Here is a 24310-nt window from a genome sequence, read left to right as displayed (position 1 = left end):
CCACCCCAATTTGTTTCGTCGAGGAGAGTAACCATGTCGATCTACACGTCCCTCAGCGGCATTCAGGCCGCACAGACCGATTTGTCGGTGATTTCGCACAATCTGGCGAATGTCGCGACCAACGGCTTCAAGAAGAGCCGCACCGATTTCGCCGATGTCATCGCCACATCGGTGTCGGCCAAGCCGAGCTCGGCGATTGGCGCGGGCGTGGTCGTGACCGGCAACCGCCAGCAATTCACGCAGGGCAATCTGGTCCAGTCGCAATCGTCGCTCGACCTCGCGATTTCAGGCGACGGCTTTTTCGCGGTCAAGCCGCAGCTCGGTGCTGCTGCCACCAATTTCACGCGCAACGGCGCCTTCCTCGTTGATGCCAACCGCTATGTCGTCGATGCGCAGGGCGGCCATCTGCAGGTTTATCCGGTCGACGGCAGCGGCGCGGTCGTCGCCTCAGGCCTCAGCGGTGCAGAAAGCCTGCGCCTGCCCGCGACCAGCGGCAACCCGATCGCGACCAGCACGGTCGCGCTGTCGGCCAATCTGCCCGGTGGCGCTTCGGTGCCGACGGCGGTCGCGTTCGATCGCTTCGATCCGTCGAGCTACAATAATTCGACCCAGACGGTGATCTATGACGCCGAGGGCAATCCGCGCACGCTGACCAATTACTTCCGCCGCGACACCGTCGCCAATGCCGCGACGCCGACCAGCACGTGGAGCGTTTACAGCTTCGTCGGCGACCAGCAGTTGACCGCGGGCGGCAATGCTGCCGTGACGTTGACCTTCGACAATGCCGGCGTGCTGACCTCGCCGACCACACCGACGAGCTTTGACGCCTTTACGCCGACGGGCAGCCCGAACGCGCAGACAATCGCGTTTAACCTCAGCACGGCAACCCAGCGTGCTCTGCCGTTCGACATCACGTCGCGCACGCAAGACGGCGCCGCGGTTGGCCTGATCCAGGGCGTCTCGATCGACGAAAAGGGTCTGGTCAAGGCGAGCTTTTCGAACGGCGACACCCAGAATCTGGGCCAGGTCGTGCTCGCGAATTTCACCAATCCGCAGGCGTTGCGCCAGCTTGGCAACAGCTATTGGTCGGCAACCGGCCTGTCGGGCGCGCCCGTGGTCGGCTCGGCTGACAGCAATGGCTTCGGCAATCTGCTGTCGGGCACGATCGAACGCTCGAACGTCGACACGACCGAAGAACTGGTCGCGCTGATCGCCGCGCAGCGCAGCTTTCAGGCCAATGCCAAGGCGCTCGAGACCGACAAGCAGGTCGTCCAGACGCTCTTCAACATCCAGTAATTACGCGCGAAACGGGCGCCAAGGAATCGATTGAATGGACAAGCTGATCTACACGGCGGCATCGGGGCTGAAGGCGCATCTCGCGTCGCAGGCGGCGATCGCCAACAACATCGCCAACGCATCGACGACGGGTTTCCGCGCCGATCGCGTGGTGTTCGATCAGCTCAAGGTCAGCAATTCGAGCACCTTCGCGCGCCAGCCTGCCTCCGAATCGCTCGCCGATTTCGATCGGCGCGCCGGGACCATTGCCCAAACCGGCCGCCCGCTCGACGTGGCGGTGGCCGGCGAAGCGTGGATCGCGGTGCAGGATAAGGACGGACAGGAAGCCTATACCCGGCGCGGCGACCTTCAGGTCGCGGCGTCGGGCGTGCTGGAGACCGGCGACGGTTTCCCGGTGATCGGCTCGGGGGGGCCGATCACCATACCCCCTGCGCAGAAAGTGACGATCAGCCCGGAAGGGATCGTCTCGATCATCCCGCTCGGCGCCGCCAGCGGCGCACCCGCGCAGGTGATCGATACGATCAAGCTCGCGAGCGACAAGGGCACCAAGACGGTCAAGGGCAATGACAATCTGCTCCATGTCGAGGGCGGCGGCACGCTGCCGCGCGACCTGACCGCCAAGGTCGAAACCGGCGCGCTCGAACAATCGAACGTGAACCTGACGGAAGCGCTGATCGACATGATCGAAAACCAGCGCAGCTACGAAGTGCAGGCAAATTTAATCAAGTCGGCCAAGGATTTGGACGAAAGCAGCGCGCAGCTCATGCGCCTGCCAGGCTGAAGGAATTTAGAAGATGGGCAGCGCCGCACTCCATATCGCACGCACCGGGCTCGATGCCCAGGACATGCGCATGCGCGTGATTTCGAACAACCTGGCCAACGTGAATACCACCGGCTACAAGCGCGATCGCGCCGCGTTCGAAACACTCGCCTACCAGACCGTGACCGCGCCCGGCGCGCCGAGCACGTCCGAAACGCGCTATGCGACCGGCCTCAATCTCGGCACCGGCGTGCGCATTCAGGGCACCGCGCGGATCGACACCCAAGGCACGCTCGCGCAGACTGGCAATTCGCTCGATCTCGCGCTGGATGGCGAGGGCTATTTCCAGGTCCAGTTGCCGGGTGCGCAGCTCGGCTACACGCGGGCGGGCAATTTCAGCCGCTCCGCCCAAGGCTTGCTGGTGACGGCGGAGGGCTATCAGGTCCAGCCGGGCATCACGATTCCCGAAGGCACCACCTCGATCACGATCGGCACCGACGGCACCGTGTCGGCAGTGATCCCCGGCCAGACCGAGCCAAGCCAGGTCGGCCAGATCCAAGTCGCGACCTTCCCCAACGCCGCCGGCCTGCTGTCGATCGGCGACAATTACCTCACCGAAAGCGCAGCCTCGGGTGCGGTGCTGCTTGGCATTGCTGGCCAGGAAGGGCGCGGCAACATCCGCCAGGGCGCGCTCGAAGGATCGAACGTCAATGTCGTCGAAGAACTCGTCGACATGATCGAGACCCAGCGTGCCTATGAAGTCAATTCGAAGATGATCACCGCAACCGATGAAATGCTGAAATATGTCAATCAGAACATCTAAGGCCGCGCTCTTGCTGGCTGTCGGCGCCCTTGCGTGCGTGCTCGCGTTGCCGGACCCGGCGGCCGCAGGGCTGTTTGGCAAGAAGAAACCACCACCACCCGATTTCAGCGCATCGAAGCCGGTGCCGCCGCCGCCGCCGCCCGCCAATGGGTCGATCTATCAGGCGTCGGCGGGCTATGCGCCGCTGTACGAAGGCTGGCGCGCGCGTCGCGTCGGCGATCCGCTGACGATCACGCTTGTCGAGCGCACGCTTGCGTCGAAGTCGGCGAGCTCGAAGCTCGCCAGCGACGGCAGCGCGGCCATCATCCCGCCGACCAGCGGCCCACTGTCGTTCGATCCCAATTCGGCGAAAGTCGGCGGCAATCGCGGCTTCAATGGTCAGGGCACTGCCGACCAGTCGAACACACTGTCGGGCGAGCTCTCGGTCACGGTATCCGAAGTCTATCCCAATGGCACGATGCTGGTGCAGGGCGCGAAGCGCGTGACACTCAATCGCGGCGACGAATTCGTCCAGATCAAGGGCATTGTCCGCATGGCCGATATCGACGCCGATAATCGCGTGCTGTCGACCCGCGTTGCCGACGCACAGATCGCTTACACCGGCAAGGGCGATGTCGCCCGCGCCAGCCGTCAGGGGTGGTTCAGCCGCTTCTTCTCCGTGATCAGCCCGTTCTGATGGGAAGCCCCATGCTCCGCCTGTTCCTCGCCTTTCTTATGAGCCTGTCGCTCGCGACGCCTGCTCAGGCCGACCGCGTCAAGGATCTTGGCGCCTTTCAGGGTATCCGCACCAACCAGTTGACCGGCTATGGGATTGTTGTCGGGCTGCCGGGCACCGGCGACGACAATCTGGAATATACCGTCCAGTCGCTCAAAAGCGTCGCATCGCGCTTTGGCCTGCAATTGCCCGCCAATATCAACCCGTCGCTCAAAAATTCGGCTGCGGTGCTGATCACCGCCGAACTGCCGCCGTTCGCCAAGCCGGGCCAGAAGATCGACGTCACCGTCGCCGCGCTCGGCAAAGCCAAGAGCTTGCGCGGCGGGGCGCTGATCCTGACCCCGCTGCAAGGCGCCGATGGCCAGGTCTATGCGATGGCGCAGGGGTCACTCGCGGTCGGTGGCTTGGGCGCGGAAGGCGCCGATGGCTCGAAGATCGTCGTCAACATCCCCTCGTCGGGCCGCATCCCCGAAGGGGCGACGGTCGAACGCTCGGTCGACACCGGCTTTGCGACGACGCCGGTCCTCACCTTCAATCTCGCCCGCTCGGACTTCACCACCGCACAGTCGATTGCCGCTGCCGTCAATGCCCGGCTCGGACCCGGCCGCGCGCAGGCAGTCGACGGCGTGTCGATCGCGATTGCCGCGCCCGAAGGCGCCGATCTGCGCGCAACCTTGATGAGCGAAATCGAAAATCTCACCGTCACCTCGGCCGAACCTTCCGCCCGCGTCATCGTCAATGCCCGCACCGGCACGGTGGTGATCAATTCGGCCGTCCGGCTCGGCCCTGCCGCCGTGACGCAGGGCAAGCTCACCGTGCGCGTCGATGAATCGCAAAAGATCAGCCAGCCTGCCCCCTTCAGCCAGGGCCAGACCGCCGTCGAACAGAAAAGCGCGGTCGGCATCACCGAAGAAGTGAAGCCGATCTTCCTGATCGAACCCGGCCCCAAGCTCGCCGATGTGGTGAAAGCCATGAACGCGATCGGCGCATCACCCGCCGATCTGGTCGCGATCCTTGAGGCGCTGAAGGAAGCCGGTGCGCTCAAAGCCGAGTTGATCATCCTGTGACCGCGCCCATTGCCCCGACGCTCCCGGCGACCTCGACTGACGTCTCGTCGATCGGCAGTGACACGCGTCGGCTCGCCTCGCGCGCCAATCTCGACAAGGCGGGCAAGGCGTTCGAAGCCGTGTTCACCAAGATGATGCTCAAATCGATGCGCCAGACGCATCTCGCCGAGGATCTGTTCTCGAACAAGGCGATGGAGACGTTCCGCGACATGCAGGACGACAAGATCGCCGCGACGATGGCCGAGGCCAAGCCGATGGGCATCGGCAAGGCCGTGACCGCGTTTCTCGCCAAGTCCGATCCCGACTTGCAGAAACCAATTGATAACACTCCCAATGCCATAAGCTCGCCATGAGCGACCTGCTTTCGATCGGGGCTAGTGGTCTGCGCGCCTATCAATCGGCGCTGACCACCGTTTCCGACAACATCGCCAATGCGAGCACGCCGGGCTATTCGCGCCGGACGACGACGCTTGCCGAGGTCGCACCGAGCAGCGGCGTGCTCACCTCGCTCCGCAGCACGACGGGCAATGGCGTCGTCGTCACCGGCGTCGGTCGCGCTGCCGATCCGCTCAAAACCGCCGCTGCACGCAGCGCAGGCGCCGATCTCGCCCGCACCGAAACCAGCATCGGCGCGCTCGACCGCATCGAAGGCAGCCTGTCGAGCAGCGATCTCGCCGGGCGCCTCACCAGCTTTTTCAATTCGGCCAATATCGTCGCCGCCAATCCGACCGCCAGCGCGCCGCGTGCCGCCGCGATCGAAGCCGCGAACAGCGCCGCCAATGCCTTTGCCACCACCGGCCGCGCGCTCGATCAGGCCAATACCGATCTCGACTCATCGGCCGAAGGCGCGGTGTCGTCGATCGATTCGCTCGCCGCCTCGCTCGCCCGGGTCAACAACGGGCTGGCGCGCAGCAATCCCAATAGCTCGGGTCAGGCGAACCTGCTCGACCAGCGCGACCAGTTGCTCGACCAGCTGAGCCAGCTCACCGACATCGGCGTCGCCACCGATGGCTTTGGCCGCGCGACGGTGACGATCGGCGGCAATGCGGGCCCTGTGCTCGTCAGCGGCAACGAAGCCGGAAATGTCACTTTTGTGCGGGGGAGCAGCGGCGCGGCATCGTTCGCGGTCCACCGGCTCGGCAGTTCGACCGCGATCACGCCGACCGGCGGCGCGCTCGCCGGCATCGTCGACAGCGCGCAGCGGATCACCGACACGCGCAATCAGCTCAACAGCATCGCGAGCGATTTCGTCAGCGGCGTCAACGCCGTGCAGGCGCAGGGGCGCGACCTCGACGGCAATCCCGGCGCGGCGCTGTTCGCGGTGGGCAGCACGCCGACCGACATCAGCGTGACGCTGTCGGGACCGCGCGGCATCGCTGCCGCCGCCGTCGGCGGTGGCCCGCGTGATAACAGCAATCTCGCGGCGCTCGCTGCGCTGCGCACCAGCGGCGGCTTTGAAAGCGCGACCACCGCGCTTGCCACCGATAATGCTGCGACCTTGCAAAGCCGCAAGACCGTCGCCGACGCGCAAGCATCGATCCGCGACGCCGCGGTCACCGCGCGCGATGCCGTCTCCGGCGTCAATCTCGATGCCGAAGCCGTTGATCTGCTGCGCTTCCAGCAAGCCTATCAGGCGTCGAGCCGCGTGATCCAGGTCGCGCGCGACACGCTCCAGACGCTGCTCGACATCCGCTAGGGACCGCCATGACGACGATCGGCACCAATCTTTTCTACGATCGCGCCGCCGGACGCCTCGCGTCGCTGTCGGGCGCGACGACTCGGTTGCAAACGCAGATCAGCACCGGCATCCGGCTCGAAGCACCCTCCGACGACGCCGTCGCCTTTGCCCGGCTCCAGACGCTGGCGCGCGATGGCGCCGATGCGACCGTCAACAAGAAGAATCTCGATCTCGCCAAGACCGTGCTCGGTCAGGCCGACACCACGCTCGGCGACGTGACGAGCCAGCTCCAGCGCGCGCAGGAATTGGTGATCCAGGCCAATAGCGGGACGCTGACCGACGCCAACCGCGCGATCATCGCGACGCAGTTGCGCGGGATCGTCGACGACCTTGTGGGTCTCGCCAATACCAGGGACGCGCGCGGCGAACCGCTGTTCGGCGCCGCGACCGGCGACACCGCCGTGACGCGTAACGCCAGCGGCACCGTCAGCTTCACCGGCACTGGCACGCCCGCCGCGATCCCGATCGGCGATGGCCTGAACGTGCAACCGAGCGAAAGCGCCGAGCGCATCTTCGGCGGCATCGGCGGCAGCGATATTTTTGCGACCCTCAGCAATTTTGTGACCGCACTCGAAACGCCGGGCGCCGCCGCCACCAGTGCGGCCGCATCGGGCACGATCGCGGGCCTTGCGACCGCGCTCGACCAGACCAGCGCCGCGCGCGGCTCGATCGGTGCACGCGCCGCGCGGCTCGATCTCGAATCGGCGCGGATCGAAACCACCGACACCGCGCGCGAAACCGAACGCGGCGGTCTGCAAGACACCGACATCACCAAAGCGATCATCGATCTGCAAAAGGCGAGCACGATCCTGCAAGCCACGCAATCGAGCCTGTCGCGGCTCAGCCAGCTATCACTCTTCGATTATCTTCGCTGATCGGCACGTTGGTTAACCGATTGGCGACTAAATTGGGTGAATAAAGGATGAGAATGGCCGTTCTACCCTGACCAGGGGATCGGCGTCATCGGTCCGGGGGAAAGGCACACCCAATGTTTCCAATTATCGGCCTCGTCGTGTTGCTTGCCATGGTGTTTGGCGGCTTCGCCATCACCGGCGGTGCGCTCGGCCCGGTCATGGAAGCGATTCCGCATGAGATGCTGATCATCGGCGGCGCGGCGGCGGGCGCACTCATCATCGGCAATTCGATGAAGGAGCTGAAGGCGCTCGGCGGCGGCTTGGTGAAAGTCTTCAAGGGCCCCAAATACAAGAAGCAGGATTATCTCGACACGATTTTCCTCGTGTCGAAGCTGATGAAGATGCTGCGCACCGACGGGCCGATCGCGCTTGAACCGCATGTCGAAGACCCGCAGTCGAGCGCGGTTTTCGCCGAATATCCGCGCCTGCTCGCCGATCATACGCTGATCAACCTGATCGCCGATACGCTGCGGCTCGTCGTCGTGTCGTCGGGCACGCTCGACGTGCATGCGGTCGAAGAGGTGATGGACAACAGCATCAAGACGCACCACCACGAAGTCGAAGGCTCGCACACCACGCTCACCAGCCTCGCCGATGCGCTGCCCGCGCTCGGCATTGTCGCCGCCGTGCTCGGCGTCGTGAAGACGATGGGATCGATCGACAAGCCGCCGTCGATCCTCGGCGCGATGATCGGCTCGGCGCTCGTCGGCACCTTCATGGGCGTGTTGCTCGCCTACGGTATCGTGGCACCGCTCGCCAACCGGCTGAAGCAAGTGATCGATGCCGATGCCGCAATCTATCACACGGTGAAGCAGATCATCATCGCCTCGCTCCACGGCCACCCCCAGCCGCTGGTGATCGAAGCCGCGCGTTCGGGCATTGCTCACAGCAACCAGCCGGGCTTCGCCGAAGTGTTCGACGGCCTGCGCGGGCGGTAAACATGTTGCAATCCCACGGCACGACCAAAGATTGTTCACGCGGCGGCGCGGAGATCGCGGCGGCAATGCCCCCGGTCGCGCCAGCGACGGTCAATCCGCTTTGGCCATGCCGTCGAGGGGCGTCGCCCGCGACGCAGCATCTTCTGCGCTCTCTGCGCCTCCGCGCCTCCGCGCGAACCAAATTTCTTCCTGGTGCCTTCGTGCCTTTGTGTGAGGCCAGCTAATGGCCCGCGCCCCGCACGGTACCAATCAGCCGCCGAAAATCATCTACAAGAAGGTCTATATCGAGGGGCATGGCGGCCATCACGGCGGCGCGTGGAAAGTCGCCTATGCCGATTTCGTGACCGCAATGATGGCGTTCTTTCTGCTGATGTGGCTGCTCGGCGCGACCACCGAGAAGCAGCGCAAGGCACTCGCGGATTATTTCACGCCGACGCTGATCGAGCTCAAGCAAAACAGCGCCGGCTCAAACGGTCTGTTCGGCGGCTCGTCGATCATCGAAAAGGACAATTACCCGAACCGCGCCGGGCAAACCGGCACAAGATCGTTGACGGTGCCGGTCGAGGCGACCGGCGGCATTCAGGTCGGCACCGGCGACAAGGGCACGCTGAAGGACAAGGCGGTTCGCGCTGAGGACAAGAAGAATTTCGAAAAGGTCGGTCGTCAGATCACCGCCGCGATCCAGGCCAGCCCCAAGCTCCAGAAGCTTGCCACCCACATCAAGTTCGTGCCGCAGAACGATGGTCTGCGCATCGATCTGGTCGACAATGCCGATTATTCGATGTTCGCGCTCGGCACGACGATGTTCGAGCCCGAAGCCGACAAACTGATGGGGCTGATCGCCGAATCGATCCGCGGTCTCGACAACACGATCATGATCCGCGGCCACACCGACAGTCTGGCGTTCCGAAACGCCAGCGGCATCAACAACTGGCTGCTCTCGTCGAGCCGGGCCGAAGCGACGCGCCAGCGGCTGTCGCAGGGCGGCCTGCCCGATGCACGCTTCGAACGGATCGAGGGGGTTGCCGACCGCGAGCCGCTGATCACCGCCAATCCCGCCGACGCACGCAACCGTCGCGTCGCGATCACCTTGCTCTATCGCAAGGGCGCGTTTGGCCGCTGACGGCTGGCGCACGGCGCCCGGACCGGTTACCCCCCGGCGAAAGCGCGAGGGGAAATGATGTGAACACCGCCAGCACCATGCGCCGTCTGCGCCAGTTGCATCTCTATCTCGGCATGATGTTCGCGCCGGCGATCCTGTTCTTCGCGTTTTCGGGCATCCTCCAGACCTTCGATTTCCACGAAGCGGAGAACAAGCCGCCGCAGTGGCTCAAGGTCATCGCACAGATCCACAAGAAGCAGGACCTGCCCAAGCCGCGCAAACCCCGCCCCGAGGCCAAGCGCGCGCCCGGCGGCGAAGCCCCGCCGGCAACGCCTGCGCATTCGCCTTACCCGCTCAAGGTTTTTACCGGGCTGATGTCGGTCGGGCTGATGCTGTCGACCCTGCTCGGCATCTGGATCGCGCTGTCGATGCGCGCGAGCCGCCGGGTGTCGCTGATGATGCTGGTGGCGGGCACCGCGCTCCCGGTCGCGCTGCTGCTGGTGTGATCGGGCAAAATTGACTTCAACTGTCGGAAAAGCTGTGCGACCCCATTGATCGGCTCTTTGACATCATCGGCATCGCTACCCCCCCTGGGATGGTCGTAACCTTTGACACCTTTCGCGCGTTTTTGGGCGGGGTCCAGAGGCTTGTGATCATATGGGCTTACTTAAACCCCTCCCCTTCAGGAGTTCGGTCGCAGTCCCGTCCCCCGGACGGGACCGAGAGCGCCCGAACTGGGTTGGGGTGGGGCGTTTCAACTGGCGCGCCGCTTGCGGACGGGCCCCACCCCCGTCCAGCATAGGGTCGGTCCGGCTCCCAGCCGGACCTGAAGCGCGCGGGGCGCGCTTCGCCCGATGCTCCTAAAGGGGAGGGGTGAGTTGGCTTGATCACAAACTGCTCTAGCCAACCTCGATCCGCGCCAGCATTGCCTCAAGCAGCGTCTCCACCACTGCCCGCGCGTCCTCGATCGCCAGCCCCTGATCGTGGCGCAGGCGGCGCCAGCATTGGAAGCTGATCGTCACTTCAATCGCGCTCGCGGTCGGCGCGTCGTCGATCACCGCTTGCGGCAGCACCGCGTGCAGCGAGGTGCGTTCGAGCTGGAGCTGGCGGTGATAGCCCTGCATCAGGAAGTCGCTCTGGAAGCGCTTGACGCTCGCCGAAATGCGATAGGGCATGATCGTTTCGTAAATACCAATCCGCCGCCCGGCCATTTCGCGCACGCGCCCGCGCCAGTCGCCCGCGTCGAACGGCTTGAGCATCATCGGCATCACTTGCGCTTCGATGACTTCGGACATTTCGCGATAGAGCGTGTCCATTTCGTCGAAATGGCGAAACACGGTGCGCAGGCCGACGCCCGCCGTTTCGGCAACGCGCGCGGCGCTGGGCGAGACGTCGCCCTCACGGACGAGCTGGAGCAAGGCCGCGACAATCTTGTCGCGGGTCGCGATGCTCCGGGCGTGGCGGCCGTCGAGCGGCTCGGTCGCGCCGGGGCGAGGGGTGGTTTTGGTGGCCATATCTTTCGGCTCCAGCCGTACCGACTTGGCGCAAAGCCGTCCAGCGCGATCGGGCCGGACCGGGACCAGTTTGCCCATGTTTCGGCAGAATATGCGCCATAAAATGGGTTTATCCCGTGTTTACCGTGAGTTTTCGGCATTTAAACGCCGCAAAACATTTGTCGTGCCTCGTGCAATAATATTGGCTAAGCCACTGCGATGATCCAGCGCGTGCTCACTTCGGTGCTGACCAGCCCCGCGCTTCGCGATGTGCGGCGGGGGACGCAGCGCGCGGTAAGGCGGATCAAGCGCGCCGATCGGATCGTGCATTTCTTCTGCCAGATCGACGATCCTTATGGCCCGGCGGCGCTGCATTATCTCGCGCGACTGGCTGATCGGCACGCGCTGACGATCGCCTTGCGCCTGGTGCCCGCGCCCGATGCGGCCGCCGCGCCCGAAGCGGCAAAGCTCGCGGCCTACAGCCGCCGCGATGCGGCACGGATCGAACTAGCGCTCGGGCTTGGCGATGGCTCGGTAGGGCGCGAACCCCTGCCCGAGCAAGTCACGCGCGCCCAGCGCATTGCCGCTGCGGCGATGGGGCGCGACGACGCAGCGGCGGTGCTGGCTGCGATCACCCGGGCGCTGTTCCGCGGTGGAGACGCGCTGGAAGAGCTGGCCGCAACGCTTGGCGAAGCCGATGCCGAAGCCACGCTGGCTGAAGGCGGCGCCGAACGCGCCAAGCTCGGCCATTATCTTGGCTCGACCACGGCATTCGAAGGCGAGTTCTATTGGGGCGTCGACCGGCTCCACTATCTCGAAGCGCGGCTCGCCGCCGAGGACGAGAGCGACGCGCCACCGATCTGCCCGCGCCTCGATCCCGGCCCCTACCCCACTGCGCCGCCGGTGCTCGCCACGCCGCCCCGGCTCGACTGCTATCTGTCGTTCCGCTCACCCTATTCGCTCGTCGCGGCGGAACGGATCGGCGGGCTGGCGGCGGCTTATGGCGCGACGCTGAACCTCAAATTCGTGCTGCCGATGGTGATGCGCGGCCTGCCGGTGCCGCGCGCCAAGCGTATGTACATCACGCTCGATACCAAACGCGAGGCGGCGCGCCACGGCATCGGCTTCGGCACGATCCATGACCCGGTGGGGCTGGGCGTTGAGCGCGGGCTGGCGGTGCTGCACCACGTCATGCCGAGCGGCAAGGGGCTCGATTTCGCGATTTCGTTCCTGCGCGGCGCCTTTGCCGACGGCATCGACATGACGGGCGACCCCGGGCTGATAAAAGTCGCCGCGCGCGCCGGGGTGACCCAAGATCAGGTTCGTGCAGGCCTCGCCGACGAAAGCTGGCGCGCGGTGGCCGAGGCCAATCGCGCCGACATGTTCGCGCTCGGGCTGTGGGGCGTGCCGAGTTTCCAGGTCGATGATCGCCCCGGCTGGTGGGGGCAGGACCGTCTCTGGATGATCGAGGATGACCTGCGCGCCGCCAACGGCCTGCCCCCCATCGATCGGAGAATGCCATGAAGTTCGTGCGCGTATTGGCCTGGCTCGCGCTGATCGCGGGGCTGGTCGCAGGCAGCGCGTGGATCTTCCGCGAACGCATCGCCATCGCGCTGTTCGAACGCGGGATGGACGCGGCGCTGACGGCCGATCCGTTCAAGGGTCGCCCCGATGGGCTGAGCGTCGGGCTGTGCGGATCGGGCTCGCCGATCCCCTCGCCCGACCGCGCGGGACCGTGCACCGTCGTCACCGCCGGGCGGCACGTGTTCGTCGTCGACATCGGCGAAGGCGGCGTGCGCAATCTGACGCGGATCGGCTATGGCGCGGGCCGGGTCGAGGCGGTGTTCCTGACGCATTTCCATTCGGACCATATCGACTCGCTCGGCGCGCTGATGCTCCAGCGCTGGGCGTCGAGCGGGGCGGCGACCGCGCTCCCGGTCTATGGCCCGCCCGGCGTCGAGACGGTGACGGCGGGGTTCAACGAAGCGTACAAGCTCGACAGCGGCTATCGCATCGCGCACCACGGGCCGAAAGTGGTGCCGCCAAGCGGCTTCGGCCTCGCCCCGCACCCCGAGCTAGTGCCCGCCAATGGCGGCGAACGGCTGATCTATGCGGCGAACGGACTTCAGGTGTTCGCCTTCGCCGTCAACCACCGCCCGGTCACCCCCGCTTACGGCTATGCCTTCGTCTATAAAGGGCGGCGCGTAGTCATCACCGGCGATACTGCCCCCGCCAAATCGGTCGAAATGGCCGCCCGCCACGCCGATGTGCTCGTCCACGAAGCGCTGAGCGTGCGGATGGTGGCGATGCAGCATGATGCGGCAATGCGCGCGGGCCGCGGCAATCTCGCGCAGATTTTCAACGACATCAAAGGCTATCACGCGACGCCCGAACAAGCTGCCGACATCGCCGAGCGCGCGGGGGTCAAGGTGCTGCTGCTGACGCACATCGTGCCGCCGCTGCCTTATTCGATCCTCGAAGTGCCCTTCGTCGGCGACGCGCGCGCGCGCTTCAAGGGGCAGCTGATCGTCGGCCATGATGGGGATGAGATCCTGCTGCCCGCCGATAGCGACGAGATTCGGCATGAGCGGCGGTTCTGAGCCCGCCAATGCAAAAATCCCGCTTGCCCTGAGCTCGTCGAAGGGCCGTACTTCTTTTCCGGCGGTTGGAAAAAGAAGAACGGTGCTTCGACAAGCTCAGCACGAACGGGTTTTGGCGCTGGGTTGCATCATGCTTGCAGGCTGCTCCGCCGCCGTCCCCGAGCAGGCGTGCAAATCCCCCGCCACCCTCGCCGCCGAACCCGGCACCAACTCGGGCATGCGCTGGGTCCCCCCCGGCCGTTACCTCATCGGCGCGCGGCCCGAACGGCGCGAGGAAGGGCCACCGCACCCGGTCGACCTCCAAGGCTATTGGATCGACCAGACCGAAGTCACCAACGCGAACTACGCCGCTTTCGTCGCCGCGACCGGATACCGCACGCTCGCCGAACGCGCGCCCGACCCGAAGCTCTACCCCGGCGTGCCGCGCGAGCGGCTGGTCCCCTCATCGCTGGTGTTCGTGCCGCTCAAGCCCGGCGAGCGCCCGACCGGCCCCGCCAGCTGGTGGAAGATCATCCCCGGCGCCGACTGGCGGCATCCGCTTGGGCCAAGCAGCAGCATCGCCGGACACGAGCAGGAACCAGTCGTGCATATCGGCTATGCCGACGCGCTCGCCTATGCCCGCTGGAAGGGCCGCGACTTGCCGAGCGAAGCCGAGTGGGAAGCCGCCGCGCGCGGCGGGCTGGTCGCGGCGCAATATAGCTGGGGCGATCAGGCCCCCGGCGGCGACGGCAGCAGCCCGGCGCGCGTCAATGTCTGGCAAGGCCCCTTCCCCGTCGTCGACCAGGGTGGCGACGGCTACAAGGCCAAGGTCGCGCCCGTCGCCTGCTTCCCCGCCAATGGCTTCGGCCTCTACGACATGGCCGGCAATGTGTGGGAATGGACGAGTGGCGCGATGGGCAGCGGCGGCCATGTCATCAAGGGCGGCTCATACCTCTGCGCCGACAATTATTGCTACCGCTACCGCCCCGCCGCGCGCGAGGAAGGCCCGCCCGACACCGGCGCCTCGCACATCGGCTTTCGCACCGTCAGGCGCGAATCTGCATCGCCTGGATGAAGCGGCGCATTTCCTGAAAGGTCGGCGCGCGCTTGTCGACCTTGATCGTCACCCGCTCGATCGTGCCCGCGAACGGGTTCGGCCCTGAGTAAGCGGTCGAGACCGGCGCGCCGAAATCGCGGCCGATCGACATGCCGTCATAGCTGGGCGACGCGATGATCTTGTCGAACACATGCCGCCCACGCGGCTGGCCATTGACGAACAGCGCGCCTTCGCCTTCGAACGGGCGGACCTTCATCACCTGTTCGTAGCGGATCGTCGAGCGCCCCACCGGCACCGGCCCACCGCTGATCCGCTCGCTCCACGGGATCAGGCTCGATTCGTAGAAAAGCTGCCCGCCCTTGAGATAGATGACATAGCCCGCAGGCGCCGAGCCATGCGCGACGAGCACGCCGTCGAGCACATCGGCGGGGCGGTCGATGACGATATCGAAGCTGTGATCGAGCCCGCACACGAGCGGCGACGCCTCGACCGGCAGGTAAGGAACGGGCGGGCGGAATTCCCACAGCGGGCGGATTTCCTTGGTGCGCTGCTGGCTCATCTTGATGATGAGGTTGCGGTCGTCGAGCGGATAGACGTTGTTTGCGCGCGCCGCCGCATCCCATTTCGCCTTCATCGCCGCCGCAATGTCGGGGTGCTTGTCGGCGAGATCGACCATCTCGGTAGGGTCGGTCGCGAGATCATAGAGCGCCCAGCGATCGGCCGCGAAATCGCCGCCGCGCTCATGGATCGTCACCAGCCGCCACGTGCCGTCTTCGTAAGCCCGATAGCCGCCGAGCTCATAATATTGCTCGCGCCGCGTCGGGGCCTGCGGGCTGGCAAAGGTCGCGGCGAAGCTGGCGCCGTCGATCGGGTGCTGGCGGCGACCCTGGTACAACTCGGGACGCTTCAGCTTCGCCGCATCGAGCAATGTCGGAAACAAGTCGATGACATGGACGAATTGCTGGCGCACTTCGCCCTTGGCGGCGATGCCCTTGGGCCAGCTGACGATCAGCGGATCGGCGACGCCGCCCAAATTGGTGAATTGCTTGTAGAGCCGGAACGGCGTGTTCGACGCATTGGCCCAGCCCATCGGATAATGCGGGAAAGTCGCCGCCTCGCCCATCACCGGGCCGAGCCTGGCCGCATCAGCCAGCAGAATCGCGCGACCGAGCGCTGACGCGAAGATATTGGGCGTGCCCGTCGGCGTGCCTTCGGGGCTGCCGCCATTGTCGGAGAAGAGCAGCACAAGCGTATCATCGGCGACGCCCAGTTCGACGAGCGCCGCCGTCACGCGACCGATCGCGCGATCAAGCCCGGCAATGACGCCAGCATAGACTTCCATGTAGCGCGCATAGACTTGGCGCTGCTCCGGGCTCAGCCCGTCCCACGGCTCGGCGCCTTTCGACAGCGGCGGCAGCTTGGTGGTCGGCGCGACCACGCCCATTGCCTGCTGGCGCGCGAGCCGCTCGCGCCGCACCGCGTCCCAGCCCTTGTCATACTTGCCCTTGAAGGCATCGCGGTCTTCGGGCTTGGCGTGGAGCGGCGAATGCGCACCCGAAAACGCGAGCTGGACGAAGAACGGCTTGTCGGGCGTCACCGCGCGGTGGGTGTTGATGTAACGCACCGCCTGTTCGGCGAAATCGTCGCTGGCGTAGTAATGATCGGCATCGGGCCGCGCCGAGATGTCGACTAGCGTCGTCCCATCGAAAATCGCACCGGGGCGCCAATAATCGGTCGAATGGCCCTGGAACCAATAAGCGTGATCGAACCCGCGATTGGTCGGCCAGTTATAGAACGGCCCGGTCGGACCATTCGACGCCGACTGGTTCACATGCCATTTGCCGACCAGATAGGTGCCATAGCCTGCATCGCGCAGCACTTCGGGCAAGGCGGCGGCATCGCGCGTCAGGTCGCCCCGATAGCCCGGAAAGCCGCTATCGATATCGGCAAGCCAGCCCATCCCCGCCTTGTGATGGTTGAGCCCGGTCAGGAACGCCGCGCGCGTCGGCGAGCACATCGCGGTGGTACGGAAATTGGCGTAGCGCAGGCCCCTGCCCGCCAGCGCATCGATCGCCGGGGTCGGGATTTCGCTGCCGTAGCAGCCAAGATCGGCGAACCCGACATCGTCGAGGATGATGACGAGAATGTTGGGTGCTCCCTCGGGCGCGCGCGGCGGCTTGTCGCCGGTCGGGCGCGAGGCGGCATAGGATTCGGCGATCTGCGGCGGCGCGCCTTCGGCCACCGGCGCCTGCGCGATGAAGGGGGTGAGCTGGCCCTTCACATAAATGCCGCCCGCCGCGACCGCCCCCGCACCGACCGCGCCCGCTGCGCCACCGATCAGCAACGAACGACGGTCGATGCCCTTCTTCGGCGTGTCAGCCACCGAGCTTGATCTTCGACGTCACCGACTGGAGCTGCATCGCCAGCCCCATGTCGCCCGAGATCTTGATCTTGCCCATCATGAAGGCGCCCGCAGCGTTGAGTTCGCCCTTCGCCATCTTCTTGAAATTGTCGAAGCTCATCTTGATGACGGTGTCGGCGTCAGTGTCTTCGGAGGTGACCGTTTCGGCAACACCGTCGAGCAGGATCACGCCGTCGCTGCCGAAGTCGAATTTGATCCGCTTGCCTGGCACAAAGGCGTTGTTCGCGCTCATGATCTGCGTCACTTCATTCAGGTCGGCCATCTTGTCCCCGCTATCTTGTGCCCGCCATCTATCGGCATTATCAGTGTCAATAACAGCGCGAACCCGCGCCAAAGTCAAGGAGAGCATCGATGGCCGAACCGATCACGATCGCAGGGTCACCGGGATCGCCCTATACGCGAAAAATGCTCGCGGTGCTGCGCTATCGGCGCTTGCCCTATGTCTTCCTGCCAATCACCCGCGCGCGCGCGACGCTGCCGCAGCCCAAGGTCGCGCTGCTGCCGACCTTCTATTTCGACGGCGCGCCGATGACCGATTCGACGCCGATCATCCGGCGGCTCGAAGCCGAGCATGCCGACCGCTCGATCGTCCCCACCGACCCCGCGCTCGCGCTGATCGATGCGCTGATCGAGGATTATGGCGACGAATGGCTGACCAAGGCGATGTTCCATTATCGCTGGTCCTACGCCGCCGACATTCGCAAGTCGGCCGAAGTGCTGCCCAATTGGCACGCGCGCCCGCTCGACGACGAGGCGCTCGCGACAATGGGCAAGGCGTTCGCCGATCGCCAGATTTCGCGGCTCGCCTATGTCGGGTCGAATGCGGTGACGGGCGCAACGATCGAGGCGAGCTATCACCGGCTGCTCACGATCCTCGACGCGCATTTCGGCGCGCACCGCTTCCTGCTTGGCGCGCGGCCGGCGCCATCGGACTTTGCGCTCTACGGCCAGCTGACTCAGCTCGCGCTGTTCGACCCGACGCCGATGGCGCTCGCAACCGAGATCGCGCCAAGGGTGATCGCCTGGACCAATTTCATTGAAGATTTGTCGGGTGAGGACGAGACTGAGTGGGCCTCTGTCGATGCCCTTCCGGCTGGGATCACTGCGCTGCTCGGCGAAATCGGGCGGACCTATGCCCCGCTGCTGCTCGCCAATGCGAAAGCTGTGATGGCGGGTGCGGACAAGGTCGTGACCGAAATCGACGGGCGCGCTTGGGAGCAGGCACCCTTCCCCTATCAAGCCAAATGCCTGAAGGCACTGCGCGATCAATATGCCGCGCTCAATGGCGCCGCGCGTGCCAGCGTCGACGCAGCGCTCGCGGGGACTGGCTGCGAGGCGCTGTTTGCCTGAGGCCTGGCGCCCGAATGTCACGATTCCGGCGGGCATATGGCAGGTCGGATCGGATCGCCATTATCCCGAGGAGCGCCCGGCGCGACAGGTGACGCTGGCCGCATTCCGGATCGCAGCGTCGCCCGTCACGGTCGACGCGTTCGCGACCTTCGTTGCTGCCACCGGCCATGTTACCGTTGCCGAACACGCGGGCGGATCGAGTGTGTTCGCGATGACCGATGGCCCGGTCGACCTGAGCGACCCCCGCCAATGGTGGCGCTTTGCCAACGGTGTAACTTGGCGCGACGGCGCGCCCGACCACCCCGTCACCCACATCGCCCAGGCCGATGCGCAAGCCTTTGCTGATTGGGCAGGCGCGCGGCTGCCAACCGAGACCGAATGGGAAGTCGCCGCACGCGGCGGGCTGCCAGGCGCCGATTACGCCTGGGGCGATGAGCTGATGCCGGGTGGGCAGCTTATGGCCAATTTCTGGGAAGGTAGCTTCCCCTGGTGGCACGCGCGCGATTTGGCGGGAACCAGCGCGACCGGCAACTATCCCGCCAATGGCTATGGCCTCCACGACATGATCGGCAATGTCTGGGAAAGGACGACGACCGCCGCCGCGCTGCCCCCCGGTGGCTGCTGCGCGCCTGCCGCATCTTCCGACGCGCTGATCATCCTGAAGGGCGGCTCCTTCCTCTGCGCCGCCGAATACTGCCAGCGCTATCGCCCCGCCGCGCGCATTGCGGTCGCGCCCGATTTTACATCGGCGCATATCGGCTTTCGCTTGGCCGCCGATGCTGTTATTGACACGTATAGTGTCATTAATCAGGGGCAAGGATGAGCGGCTGGATGATCTGGGGCATCGCGGCCGCGCTCTACGGTGCCTTCCGGCTCTGGTACGATAATTGGCGCGGCAAGCTGAACCCTGCCGAAATCGACCGCTATTTCGCGCAACTCGAAGGCCGCGAGGATACGCCGCCCGAAGCCAAGGCCAATCTGCGCCGCTTCCTCGAAACCGACGATGGGCGCGATTTCGTGATGTTCAACATCGTCAAGGCGACGCAAGCACCCGTCGCCGATCCGATCAGCGGCGAACAAGTCCCCGGCGTGTCGCTGCTGCAACGCTACTCCAAGCACTTCATGCCGGTGCTGCTCAAGAACGGCGGCCATCCCGCGATCGTGCGGCGCAAGATCGGCCCCTATCTCGACAGTTGGGCGACCGAGCCCGATCCGGGTTGGACGATCATCGGCCTGATGCGCTACCGCAGCCGCCGCGACATGATGAATGTGGTCGTCGATCCGCAATTCGCCAAGCACCATCCCGACAAGCTGGCGGGCACGCTTGCCACCTTTTCCTTCCCGACCGCGCCGATGATCCAGTTCTATGTCGGCCCGCGCATCTGGCTCGCGCTCATTCTCGCGCTTGGCGCGGCGCTGACGCAATTGGCGATCGGCTGATGCTTTTCCCGCCCTCGACCAACGATGACTATCGCGGGTCGCTCGCGGCGGCGTGGTTTCTGGTGCTGCTCGGGGTTCTTTGGGTCGTGCCGGGGATGATCCATATGTTCCTGCCCGATGGCGGCGCAGGATCGATCGCAGGGATCGATTTCGGCGCCCAGACCCGCACCATCATCGCGATTTTCGCCTGGGCGGGCGCAACTCAATTCGCCCACGGGCTGGTGATGATTGCGGTAGGCTTACGCTACCGCTCACTCGTACCGCTGCTGCTCGCGATCAGTCTCGTTGAGCGCACGCTGCTGTCGATCTTCGGCTGGGTTTGGAAAGCGCCGCCGCTCGGCGGTCATCATCCGCCCGAACATTATGGCAGCCTCGTCGCGGTGCCGCTAATAGCGGTATTTCTCTGGCTGTCGCTGCGGCAGCCGCGCTGGCGTGGAGCCCTGCCGTCATGACCACCAAGCTGATCGTCAACCGCGCGCAGATCGACCAGGCCAAGATCGTCGAGCGCGACTCCGCACCGCTCGAAGACGGCCAGATCCGCATCGCCACGCGCCGCTTCGCGCTGACCGCGAACAATATCAGCTATGCGCTGTCGGGCGAAGCGATCGGCTATTGGCGCTTCTTCCCCGATGCCGAGGACGGCTGGGGCTGCGTGCCCGTCTGGGGCTTTGGCGACGTGGTCGAGAGCCGGGCAGAGGGCATTGCGGTTGGCGATTGCTATTGGGGCTTCTTCCCGATGGCGTCGGAACTCGTGATGGCGCCGTCAAAGATCAGCGCCAACGGCATTACGGACGGCATCGCGCACCGTCGCGAACTGCCCTATGTCTATAACATGTATGCGCGGACCAATGACGATCCCGCGCCGCTCGCCGCGATCCCCGATCTGCGCAGCCTGATGTTCCCGCTGCTGACGACGTCGTACGTCATCGACGATTATATCGCCGACAACGCCGGCTTCGGCGCGGCGCAGGTGATGATCGGCAGCGCGTCGTCGAAGACAGCGTTCGGGCTGGCCCATTACCTCCGCCAGCGCGGCGAACAGCAGGTGATCGGCCTCACCTCGCCGCGCAATATTGCGTTCGTCGAAGGGCTTGGGCTGTACGACCGCGTGCTTGCCTATGACGCGATCAATACGCTCGATCCGGCCACGGCCAGCGTCTTCGTCGACATGTCGGGCGACGGCGCGGTCGTCGCTTCGGTGCACCAGCATTTCGGCGATCAGGTCAAAGCCAGCATCGGCGTCGGCGCCACGCATTGGGGCGCCGGTCGCGCGCCCAAGGGCTTGCCCGGTGCGCGCCCGGCGTTTTTCTTCGCCCCCGCGCAAATCGCCAAGCGCGACCAGGATTGGGGCGCAGGCGTGCTGATGCGCCGCGCGGTCGAAGCCAATATCGCCGCTTGTGCCGTTCTCAGCGCCCGCATGGCGGTGATAGAAGCCGAGGGCGCTGACGCGATCGCCGCTGCCTATGCCGAAATGGTCGCGGGCAAGACCCCGCCCGACCGCGGGCTGATCCTGGCCTTTTAGAGTCGGATCACCAGACCACGACCCGTTCGTTTCGAGCGAAGTCGAGAAACAGGCCAAACGCGATGCGTACCGTGTCTCGACTTCGCTCGACACTAACGGGGTCAGGTACGAATCAAAACCACGATCGTCCCACCTAGCCCAATCGCGTCCGCGCCGCGCCGATCAGCACGGCCAGCACCGCCTCGACCACCATCGGCTGGACGATCGCGGCGTCACCGGTGAGCGCGTAGGTGTAGAGCCGCCCGGCAAAGGCGAGCGCCAGCAACAGCATCGGCAGCAGCGCCATTTGCTTGTCATCGCGCCACGCCGCCAGCAACGCGCCGATCGCCCAGGCGCCGAAGAAGCCGCCCAGATCGGCGCGCAACGTCGCCGCCGCGAGCGGGCTCGGCGCGACCGGACCGAGCACCCGCGCGAGGCGCTCCTGATCGAACCACGCCATCGCAAACAGCCCCAGTGCCATCACACCGCAAAGCGCGAGAAAGCCGCGCGCCACAATCTTGCCCATAAATCCCCCTCGGTTGAAACAAACTATTGGCGTTTACGGTGTCATTTGGCAAGGTGCTGGCCAAGGGAGAGCGATGATGCGGCGGCTTTGGATTGGGCTCGGCGTTTTGGCGGTGCTGGCAGGCATCGGCTATGCGCTGTTCCAGCAGTATAAATACTACATCCCCGGCATCATCAGCCGCTGGCGCGATCCGATTCAGCCCAATCATGATGTCGCCTGGGCGCAGGGTCCGGCAACCCCAGTGGCTGGTACGCGCCCGCCCAATATCATCGTCATCCTCGCCGACGATCTCGGCCACAACGACATCAGCTTCTTCGGCGGTGGCGTCGCAGGTGGTGCTGTGCCGACGCCGCATATCGATTCGATCGGGCGCGAGGGCGCGAATTTCGACACCGGCTATGCCGCCAATGCGACGTGCAGCCCGTCGCGCGCGGCGATCATGACCGGGCGCTATCCGACACGCTTCGGCTTCGAATTCACCGCTGTCCCCGTCGCCTTCGCGCGCGGTGTCTCGGCTGGCGAAGGCCACGCCACCGATGGCAGACCGAACGGCATCTTCCACGAAGAGCTGACCAAGGACCTGATCGACTATCCAGACATGGGCGTGCCGCATGACGAGATCACCATTGCCGATCTGCTGAAGGGCAATGGCTATCACACGATCCAGCTCGGCAAATGGCACCTCGGCGAGGCCAAGCCGCTCCAGCCGACCGGGCAAGGCTTCGATGAAGCGCTCGGCTTTCTGGCGGGCGGCGGCATGTTCATGCCGCCCGAAGATCCCGGCGTCGTCAATGCGCGGCTGCCCTGGGATCCGATTGATCGTTTCCTCTGGCCCAACCTGCCCTATGCCGTGCAATGGAATGGCGGCCAGCGCTTTGCCCCCAAGGGCCATCTGACCGATTATTGGACCGACAATGCCATCGCCGCGATCAAGGCCAACCGCAACCGCCCGTTCTTCATGTACCTCGCCTATAACGCGCCGCACACGCCGCTGCAGGCGACCAAGGCCGATTACGACGCGCTGCCGCAGATCAAGGACCATACCCAGCGCGTGTACGGCGCGATGATCCGCCAGCTCGATCGCGGCATCGGGCGCGTGCTTCAGACGCTGAAGGATCAGGGGATCGACGACAATACGCTTGTCATCTTCACCAGCGACAATGGCGGTGCGTGGTACACCGGCATTGCCGACACCAATGCCCCCTATCGCGGCTATAAGGCGACTTTCTTCGAAGGCGGCCTGCGCGTGCCGTTCTTCGTGCGCTGGCCGGGCAAGATCAAGCCGGGCACGACCTTGCCCGGTCCGGCGCATCACCTCGACATTTTCGCGACGGCAGCGGCGGCGGCGGGCGTCGCGGTGCCGAGCGACCGGCCAATGGATAGCAGCAACTTGCTCGCCAGCGCTGAGGCCGGCACCGGCGCTGCGCCGCACTCGATCCTGTTCTGGCGATCGGGCGACAATAAGGTCGTGCGCGACGGCAATTGGAAGCTCCAAATCGCCGGCAAGCCCAATAAGGCGTGGCTTTACGACCTTGCCGCCGATCCGACCGAGCACCGCGATTTGGCAACGGCGCAGCCCGATCGCGTGAAAGCGATGCGCGGCTTGATCGCCGCGCACGACCGCGATCAGCGGAAGCCACTATGGCCCGCGCTGATCGAAGCACCAATCCGCATCGACGTGCCGCTCAATGCGCCGTGGAAGAAGGGCCAGGAATATGTCTATTGGTCGAATTGATTGGCGGCAGCGCGACACGCGCAGCGTCAAGTCCGTTGCCGCCGCAACCCGCGATAGGCTGAATTCGCCAACTGGATGACGAGCGCATAAGCGTAGTAACTCGGTATCACGCAACTCAGCCCAAATCGATAGGGATCGAACGCCACGACATAAGCGCGTGGATCGCTGAAAAGGATGTTGAGGATAGAGTTCGCCGACGCCGCCATCGCTGCCACAGCGAGCGCGGCATAAATCCAGTCCGGCTCGCCGATGCGGTAGGAATTGAGCTTGGTGCTCCTCCCATAAAGCAGCACGACTAACAGCGTCAGAATCGAGAGCGGCGCGACGGCATTCTCGGCGAGCACGAAGCAATCCAGTGTCGCCTGCTTGGGATCTCGCGCGCCGCCGCCATGATACTGGTTTTCGGCCACGCAAAGCACCAGCCAGCTGGCCATCGGATGCCAATAGCTAAATGATCTCGGCAGTTTAGCGCTTTCGAAGAAGTATAGCACGGCCATGACCAGCATCACCGCCGCTGCCCCGGCGTGCGCGAGCGTCGAGCTCTGCAAACCCGCGACATAGTCGCCAGGCACCGCGAGCGGCGCCAGCACAAAGGCGACCACCCATGGTACCGTCAGGAGGAACGCCCTGCCCGCAATGCCCATCGCTTCGCATCCCGATTAAATGTCGAACGCTCTGGTCTTTGGGTATGATTTTCTTGGGCAAAAGACATCCCTTTCGGGGGACATCTTTGCAGCCGAAAGAATGCCGCGCCTTTTGGGCAGCCGAAAATTCTCCGCAAACGCAAAGGCCCAAACGCAAAAGAACCCCTGCCCGCGACGGACAGAGGTTCGATAACGTTGGTTGCGGGGACA

At 65.1% G+C, this 24310-nt stretch carries 25 protein-coding genes; 20 read left to right on the top strand and 5 right to left on the bottom strand.

The window, feature by feature from the left end; all coding sequences use genetic code 11:
- Positions 1-33: 33 nt before the first annotated feature.
- The 11 genes from K2W81_RS01170 to K2W81_RS01120 all read left to right on the top strand — a co-directional run bounded on the left by K2W81_RS01170 (position 34) and on the right by K2W81_RS01120 (position 9859).
- Positions 34-1296, top strand: coding sequence for a flagellar hook protein FlgE (locus tag K2W81_RS01170; protein WP_294100585.1), 1263 nt, complete (start codon positions 34-36; stop codon positions 1294-1296).
- A gap of 34 nt (positions 1297-1330) precedes the next feature.
- Positions 1331-2077 (top strand): flagellar basal body rod protein FlgF, encoded by a 747-nt coding sequence (gene flgF, locus K2W81_RS01165; RefSeq protein ID WP_294100584.1) that lies wholly within the window; start codon positions 1331-1333, stop codon positions 2075-2077.
- A gap of 13 nt (positions 2078-2090) precedes the next feature.
- Positions 2091-2879: a flagellar basal-body rod protein FlgG gene (gene flgG / locus K2W81_RS01160; RefSeq protein WP_294100583.1), complete on the top strand. Its 789-nt coding sequence runs from the start codon at positions 2091-2093 to the stop codon at positions 2877-2879.
- Positions 2860-3555 carry a flagellar basal body L-ring protein FlgH gene (locus K2W81_RS01155; RefSeq protein ID WP_294100582.1) on the top strand — a complete coding sequence of 232 codons (696 nt, stop codon included), beginning with the start codon at positions 2860-2862 and terminating at the stop codon, positions 3553-3555. The genes flgG and K2W81_RS01155 overlap by 20 nt, the downstream gene beginning before the upstream one ends.
- Before the next feature lie 11 nt (positions 3556-3566).
- A complete protein-coding gene (locus K2W81_RS01150) occupies positions 3567-4661 on the top strand; it encodes a flagellar basal body P-ring protein FlgI (protein WP_294100581.1) in 1095 nt (364 codons plus the stop codon).
- Positions 4658-5014 (top strand): rod-binding protein, encoded by a 357-nt coding sequence (locus tag K2W81_RS01145; protein WP_294100580.1) that lies wholly within the window; start codon positions 4658-4660, stop codon positions 5012-5014. Before K2W81_RS01150 ends, K2W81_RS01145 begins: the two co-directional genes overlap by 4 nt.
- Entirely contained in the window at positions 5011-6357 is a 1347-nt protein-coding gene (gene flgK / locus K2W81_RS01140) for a flagellar hook-associated protein FlgK (protein WP_294100579.1), read from the top strand. The genes K2W81_RS01145 and flgK overlap by 4 nt, the downstream gene beginning before the upstream one ends.
- Before the next feature lie 8 nt (positions 6358-6365).
- The gene (flgL, locus tag K2W81_RS01135) at positions 6366-7274 is read left to right on the top strand and encodes a flagellar hook-associated protein FlgL (protein ID WP_294100578.1); all 909 of its coding nucleotides are present in this window, start codon (positions 6366-6368) and stop codon (positions 7272-7274) included.
- 113 nt (positions 7275-7387) lie between these two features.
- Positions 7388-8251 (top strand): flagellar motor stator protein MotA, encoded by an 864-nt coding sequence (motA, locus tag K2W81_RS01130; protein ID WP_294100577.1) that lies wholly within the window; start codon positions 7388-7390, stop codon positions 8249-8251.
- A 223-nt stretch (positions 8252-8474) separates the two neighbouring features.
- A complete protein-coding gene (locus tag K2W81_RS01125) occupies positions 8475-9374 on the top strand; it encodes a flagellar motor protein MotB (protein WP_294100576.1) in 900 nt (299 codons plus the stop codon).
- A gap of 59 nt (positions 9375-9433) precedes the next feature.
- Positions 9434-9859 (top strand): hypothetical protein, encoded by a 426-nt coding sequence (locus K2W81_RS01120; RefSeq protein ID WP_294100575.1) that lies wholly within the window; start codon positions 9434-9436, stop codon positions 9857-9859.
- A gap of 393 nt (positions 9860-10252) precedes the next feature.
- Here the strand turns inward: K2W81_RS01120 and K2W81_RS01115 are convergent, their stop codons facing one another.
- Positions 10253-10867 carry a TetR/AcrR family transcriptional regulator gene (locus tag K2W81_RS01115; RefSeq protein WP_294100574.1) on the bottom strand — a complete coding sequence of 205 codons (615 nt, stop codon included), beginning with the start codon at positions 10865-10867 and terminating at the stop codon, positions 10253-10255.
- A gap of 198 nt (positions 10868-11065) precedes the next feature.
- Between K2W81_RS01115 and K2W81_RS01110 the strand changes: the two genes are divergently transcribed.
- From K2W81_RS01110 to K2W81_RS01100, 3 genes are all read left to right on the top strand, one after another.
- Entirely contained in the window at positions 11066-12370 is a 1305-nt protein-coding gene (locus K2W81_RS01110; RefSeq protein WP_294100573.1) for a DsbA family protein, read from the top strand.
- Positions 12367-13446, top strand: coding sequence for an MBL fold metallo-hydrolase (locus K2W81_RS01105; RefSeq protein ID WP_294100572.1), 1080 nt, complete (start codon positions 12367-12369; stop codon positions 13444-13446). Before K2W81_RS01110 ends, K2W81_RS01105 begins: the two co-directional genes overlap by 4 nt.
- Before the next feature lie 130 nt (positions 13447-13576).
- On the top strand, positions 13577-14500 hold the full coding sequence (locus tag K2W81_RS01100) for a formylglycine-generating enzyme family protein (protein WP_294100571.1): 924 nt from the start codon (positions 13577-13579) through the stop codon (positions 14498-14500).
- On the opposite strand, the gene K2W81_RS01095 is transcribed toward K2W81_RS01100, so the two are convergent.
- Together K2W81_RS01095 and K2W81_RS01090 are read right to left on the bottom strand one after the other, a co-directional pair.
- Positions 14472-16865, bottom strand: coding sequence for an arylsulfatase (locus tag K2W81_RS01095; protein WP_294100570.1), 2394 nt, complete (start codon positions 16863-16865; stop codon positions 14472-14474). The genes K2W81_RS01100 and K2W81_RS01095 overlap by 29 nt on opposite strands.
- The gene (locus tag K2W81_RS01090; RefSeq protein ID WP_366932196.1) at positions 16858-17166 is read right to left on the bottom strand and encodes an SCP2 sterol-binding domain-containing protein; all 309 of its coding nucleotides are present in this window, start codon (positions 17164-17166) and stop codon (positions 16858-16860) included. Before K2W81_RS01090 ends, K2W81_RS01095 begins: the two co-directional genes overlap by 8 nt.
- 89 nt (positions 17167-17255) lie before the next feature.
- On the opposite strand from K2W81_RS01090, the gene K2W81_RS01085 reads away from it, so the two are divergent.
- From K2W81_RS01085 to K2W81_RS01065, 5 genes are read left to right on the top strand one after another with little or no spacing between them, the layout of a single operon-like run.
- Positions 17256-18254 carry a glutathione S-transferase family protein gene (locus tag K2W81_RS01085; RefSeq protein WP_294100568.1) on the top strand — a complete coding sequence of 333 codons (999 nt, stop codon included), beginning with the start codon at positions 17256-17258 and terminating at the stop codon, positions 18252-18254.
- The gene (locus K2W81_RS01080) at positions 18247-19077 is read left to right on the top strand and encodes an SUMF1/EgtB/PvdO family nonheme iron enzyme (protein ID WP_294100566.1); all 831 of its coding nucleotides are present in this window, start codon (positions 18247-18249) and stop codon (positions 19075-19077) included. Before K2W81_RS01085 ends, K2W81_RS01080 begins: the two co-directional genes overlap by 8 nt.
- Entirely contained in the window at positions 19074-19694 is a 621-nt protein-coding gene (locus K2W81_RS01075; protein ID WP_294100565.1) for a hypothetical protein, read from the top strand. The genes K2W81_RS01080 and K2W81_RS01075 overlap by 4 nt, the downstream gene beginning before the upstream one ends.
- Complete coding sequence (locus tag K2W81_RS01070) at positions 19694-20146, top strand: hypothetical protein (RefSeq protein ID WP_294100564.1); 453 nt, start codon at positions 19694-19696, stop codon at positions 20144-20146. Before K2W81_RS01075 ends, K2W81_RS01070 begins: the two co-directional genes overlap by 1 nt.
- On the top strand, positions 20143-21216 hold the full coding sequence (locus K2W81_RS01065) for a DUF2855 family protein (RefSeq protein ID WP_294100563.1): 1074 nt from the start codon (positions 20143-20145) through the stop codon (positions 21214-21216). Before K2W81_RS01070 ends, K2W81_RS01065 begins: the two co-directional genes overlap by 4 nt.
- Before the next feature lie 133 nt (positions 21217-21349).
- Here the strand turns inward: K2W81_RS01065 and K2W81_RS01060 are convergent, their stop codons facing one another.
- Positions 21350-21721 carry a hypothetical protein gene (locus K2W81_RS01060; protein ID WP_294100562.1) on the bottom strand — a complete coding sequence of 124 codons (372 nt, stop codon included), beginning with the start codon at positions 21719-21721 and terminating at the stop codon, positions 21350-21352.
- Between the two features lie 76 nt (positions 21722-21797).
- Between K2W81_RS01060 and K2W81_RS01055 the strand changes: the two genes are divergently transcribed.
- Positions 21798-23456, top strand: coding sequence for a sulfatase-like hydrolase/transferase (locus K2W81_RS01055; protein ID WP_294100561.1), 1659 nt, complete (start codon positions 21798-21800; stop codon positions 23454-23456).
- Between the two features lie 26 nt (positions 23457-23482).
- Here K2W81_RS01055 and K2W81_RS01050 read toward each other — a convergent pair whose 3' ends face one another.
- Positions 23483-24100, bottom strand: coding sequence for a hypothetical protein (locus K2W81_RS01050; RefSeq protein WP_294100559.1), 618 nt, complete (start codon positions 24098-24100; stop codon positions 23483-23485).
- Positions 24101-24310: the final 210 nt, after the last annotated feature.

Origin of the sequence: Sphingomonas sp. (genome assembly GCF_019749955.1) — a bacterium.
GTDB lineage: Bacteria > Pseudomonadota > Alphaproteobacteria > Sphingomonadales > Sphingomonadaceae > Sphingomonas.
Note: the sequence above shows the minus strand (reverse complement) of the source record. Positions and strands in the feature narration are given on the sequence as shown.

Excerpts from the sequence above, each read along its gene's own strand:
- K2W81_RS01065 (WP_294100563.1), top strand. The coding sequence starts at position 20,143 with ATGACCACCAAGCTGATCGTCAACCGCGCGCAGATCGACCAGGCCAAG.
- K2W81_RS01170 (WP_294100585.1), top strand. The coding sequence starts at position 34 with ATGTCGATCTACACGTCCCTCAGCGGCATTCAGGCCGCACAGACCGAT.
- K2W81_RS01155 (WP_294100582.1), top strand. The coding sequence starts at position 2,860 with ATGTCAATCAGAACATCTAAGGCCGCGCTCTTGCTGGCTGTCGGCGCC.
- K2W81_RS01050 (WP_294100559.1), bottom strand. The coding sequence starts at position 24,100 with ATGGGCATTGCGGGCAGGGCGTTCCTCCTGACGGTACCATGGGTGGTC.
- flgF (WP_294100584.1), top strand. The coding sequence starts at position 1,331 with ATGGACAAGCTGATCTACACGGCGGCATCGGGGCTGAAGGCGCATCTC.
- K2W81_RS01115 (WP_294100574.1), bottom strand. The coding sequence starts at position 10,867 with ATGGCCACCAAAACCACCCCTCGCCCCGGCGCGACCGAGCCGCTCGAC.
- K2W81_RS01055 (WP_294100561.1), top strand. The coding sequence starts at position 21,798 with ATGCGGCGGCTTTGGATTGGGCTCGGCGTTTTGGCGGTGCTGGCAGGC.
- K2W81_RS01090 (WP_366932196.1), bottom strand. The coding sequence starts at position 17,166 with ATGGCCGACCTGAATGAAGTGACGCAGATCATGAGCGCGAACAACGCC.
- K2W81_RS01100 (WP_294100571.1), top strand. The coding sequence starts at position 13,577 with ATGCTTGCAGGCTGCTCCGCCGCCGTCCCCGAGCAGGCGTGCAAATCC.
- K2W81_RS01075 (WP_294100565.1), top strand. The coding sequence starts at position 19,074 with ATGAGCGGCTGGATGATCTGGGGCATCGCGGCCGCGCTCTACGGTGCC.
- K2W81_RS01070 (WP_294100564.1), top strand. The coding sequence starts at position 19,694 with ATGCTTTTCCCGCCCTCGACCAACGATGACTATCGCGGGTCGCTCGCG.
- K2W81_RS01085 (WP_294100568.1), top strand. The coding sequence starts at position 17,256 with ATGGCCGAACCGATCACGATCGCAGGGTCACCGGGATCGCCCTATACG.
- motA (WP_294100577.1), top strand. The coding sequence starts at position 7,388 with ATGTTTCCAATTATCGGCCTCGTCGTGTTGCTTGCCATGGTGTTTGGC.
- K2W81_RS01150 (WP_294100581.1), top strand. The coding sequence starts at position 3,567 with ATGCTCCGCCTGTTCCTCGCCTTTCTTATGAGCCTGTCGCTCGCGACG.
- flgG (WP_294100583.1), top strand. The coding sequence starts at position 2,091 with ATGGGCAGCGCCGCACTCCATATCGCACGCACCGGGCTCGATGCCCAG.
- K2W81_RS01105 (WP_294100572.1), top strand. The coding sequence starts at position 12,367 with ATGAAGTTCGTGCGCGTATTGGCCTGGCTCGCGCTGATCGCGGGGCTG.
- K2W81_RS01110 (WP_294100573.1), top strand. The coding sequence starts at position 11,066 with ATGATCCAGCGCGTGCTCACTTCGGTGCTGACCAGCCCCGCGCTTCGC.
- K2W81_RS01125 (WP_294100576.1), top strand. The coding sequence starts at position 8,475 with ATGGCCCGCGCCCCGCACGGTACCAATCAGCCGCCGAAAATCATCTAC.
- K2W81_RS01060 (WP_294100562.1), bottom strand. The coding sequence starts at position 21,721 with ATGGGCAAGATTGTGGCGCGCGGCTTTCTCGCGCTTTGCGGTGTGATG.
- flgL (WP_294100578.1), top strand. The coding sequence starts at position 6,366 with ATGACGACGATCGGCACCAATCTTTTCTACGATCGCGCCGCCGGACGC.
- flgK (WP_294100579.1), top strand. The coding sequence starts at position 5,011 with ATGAGCGACCTGCTTTCGATCGGGGCTAGTGGTCTGCGCGCCTATCAA.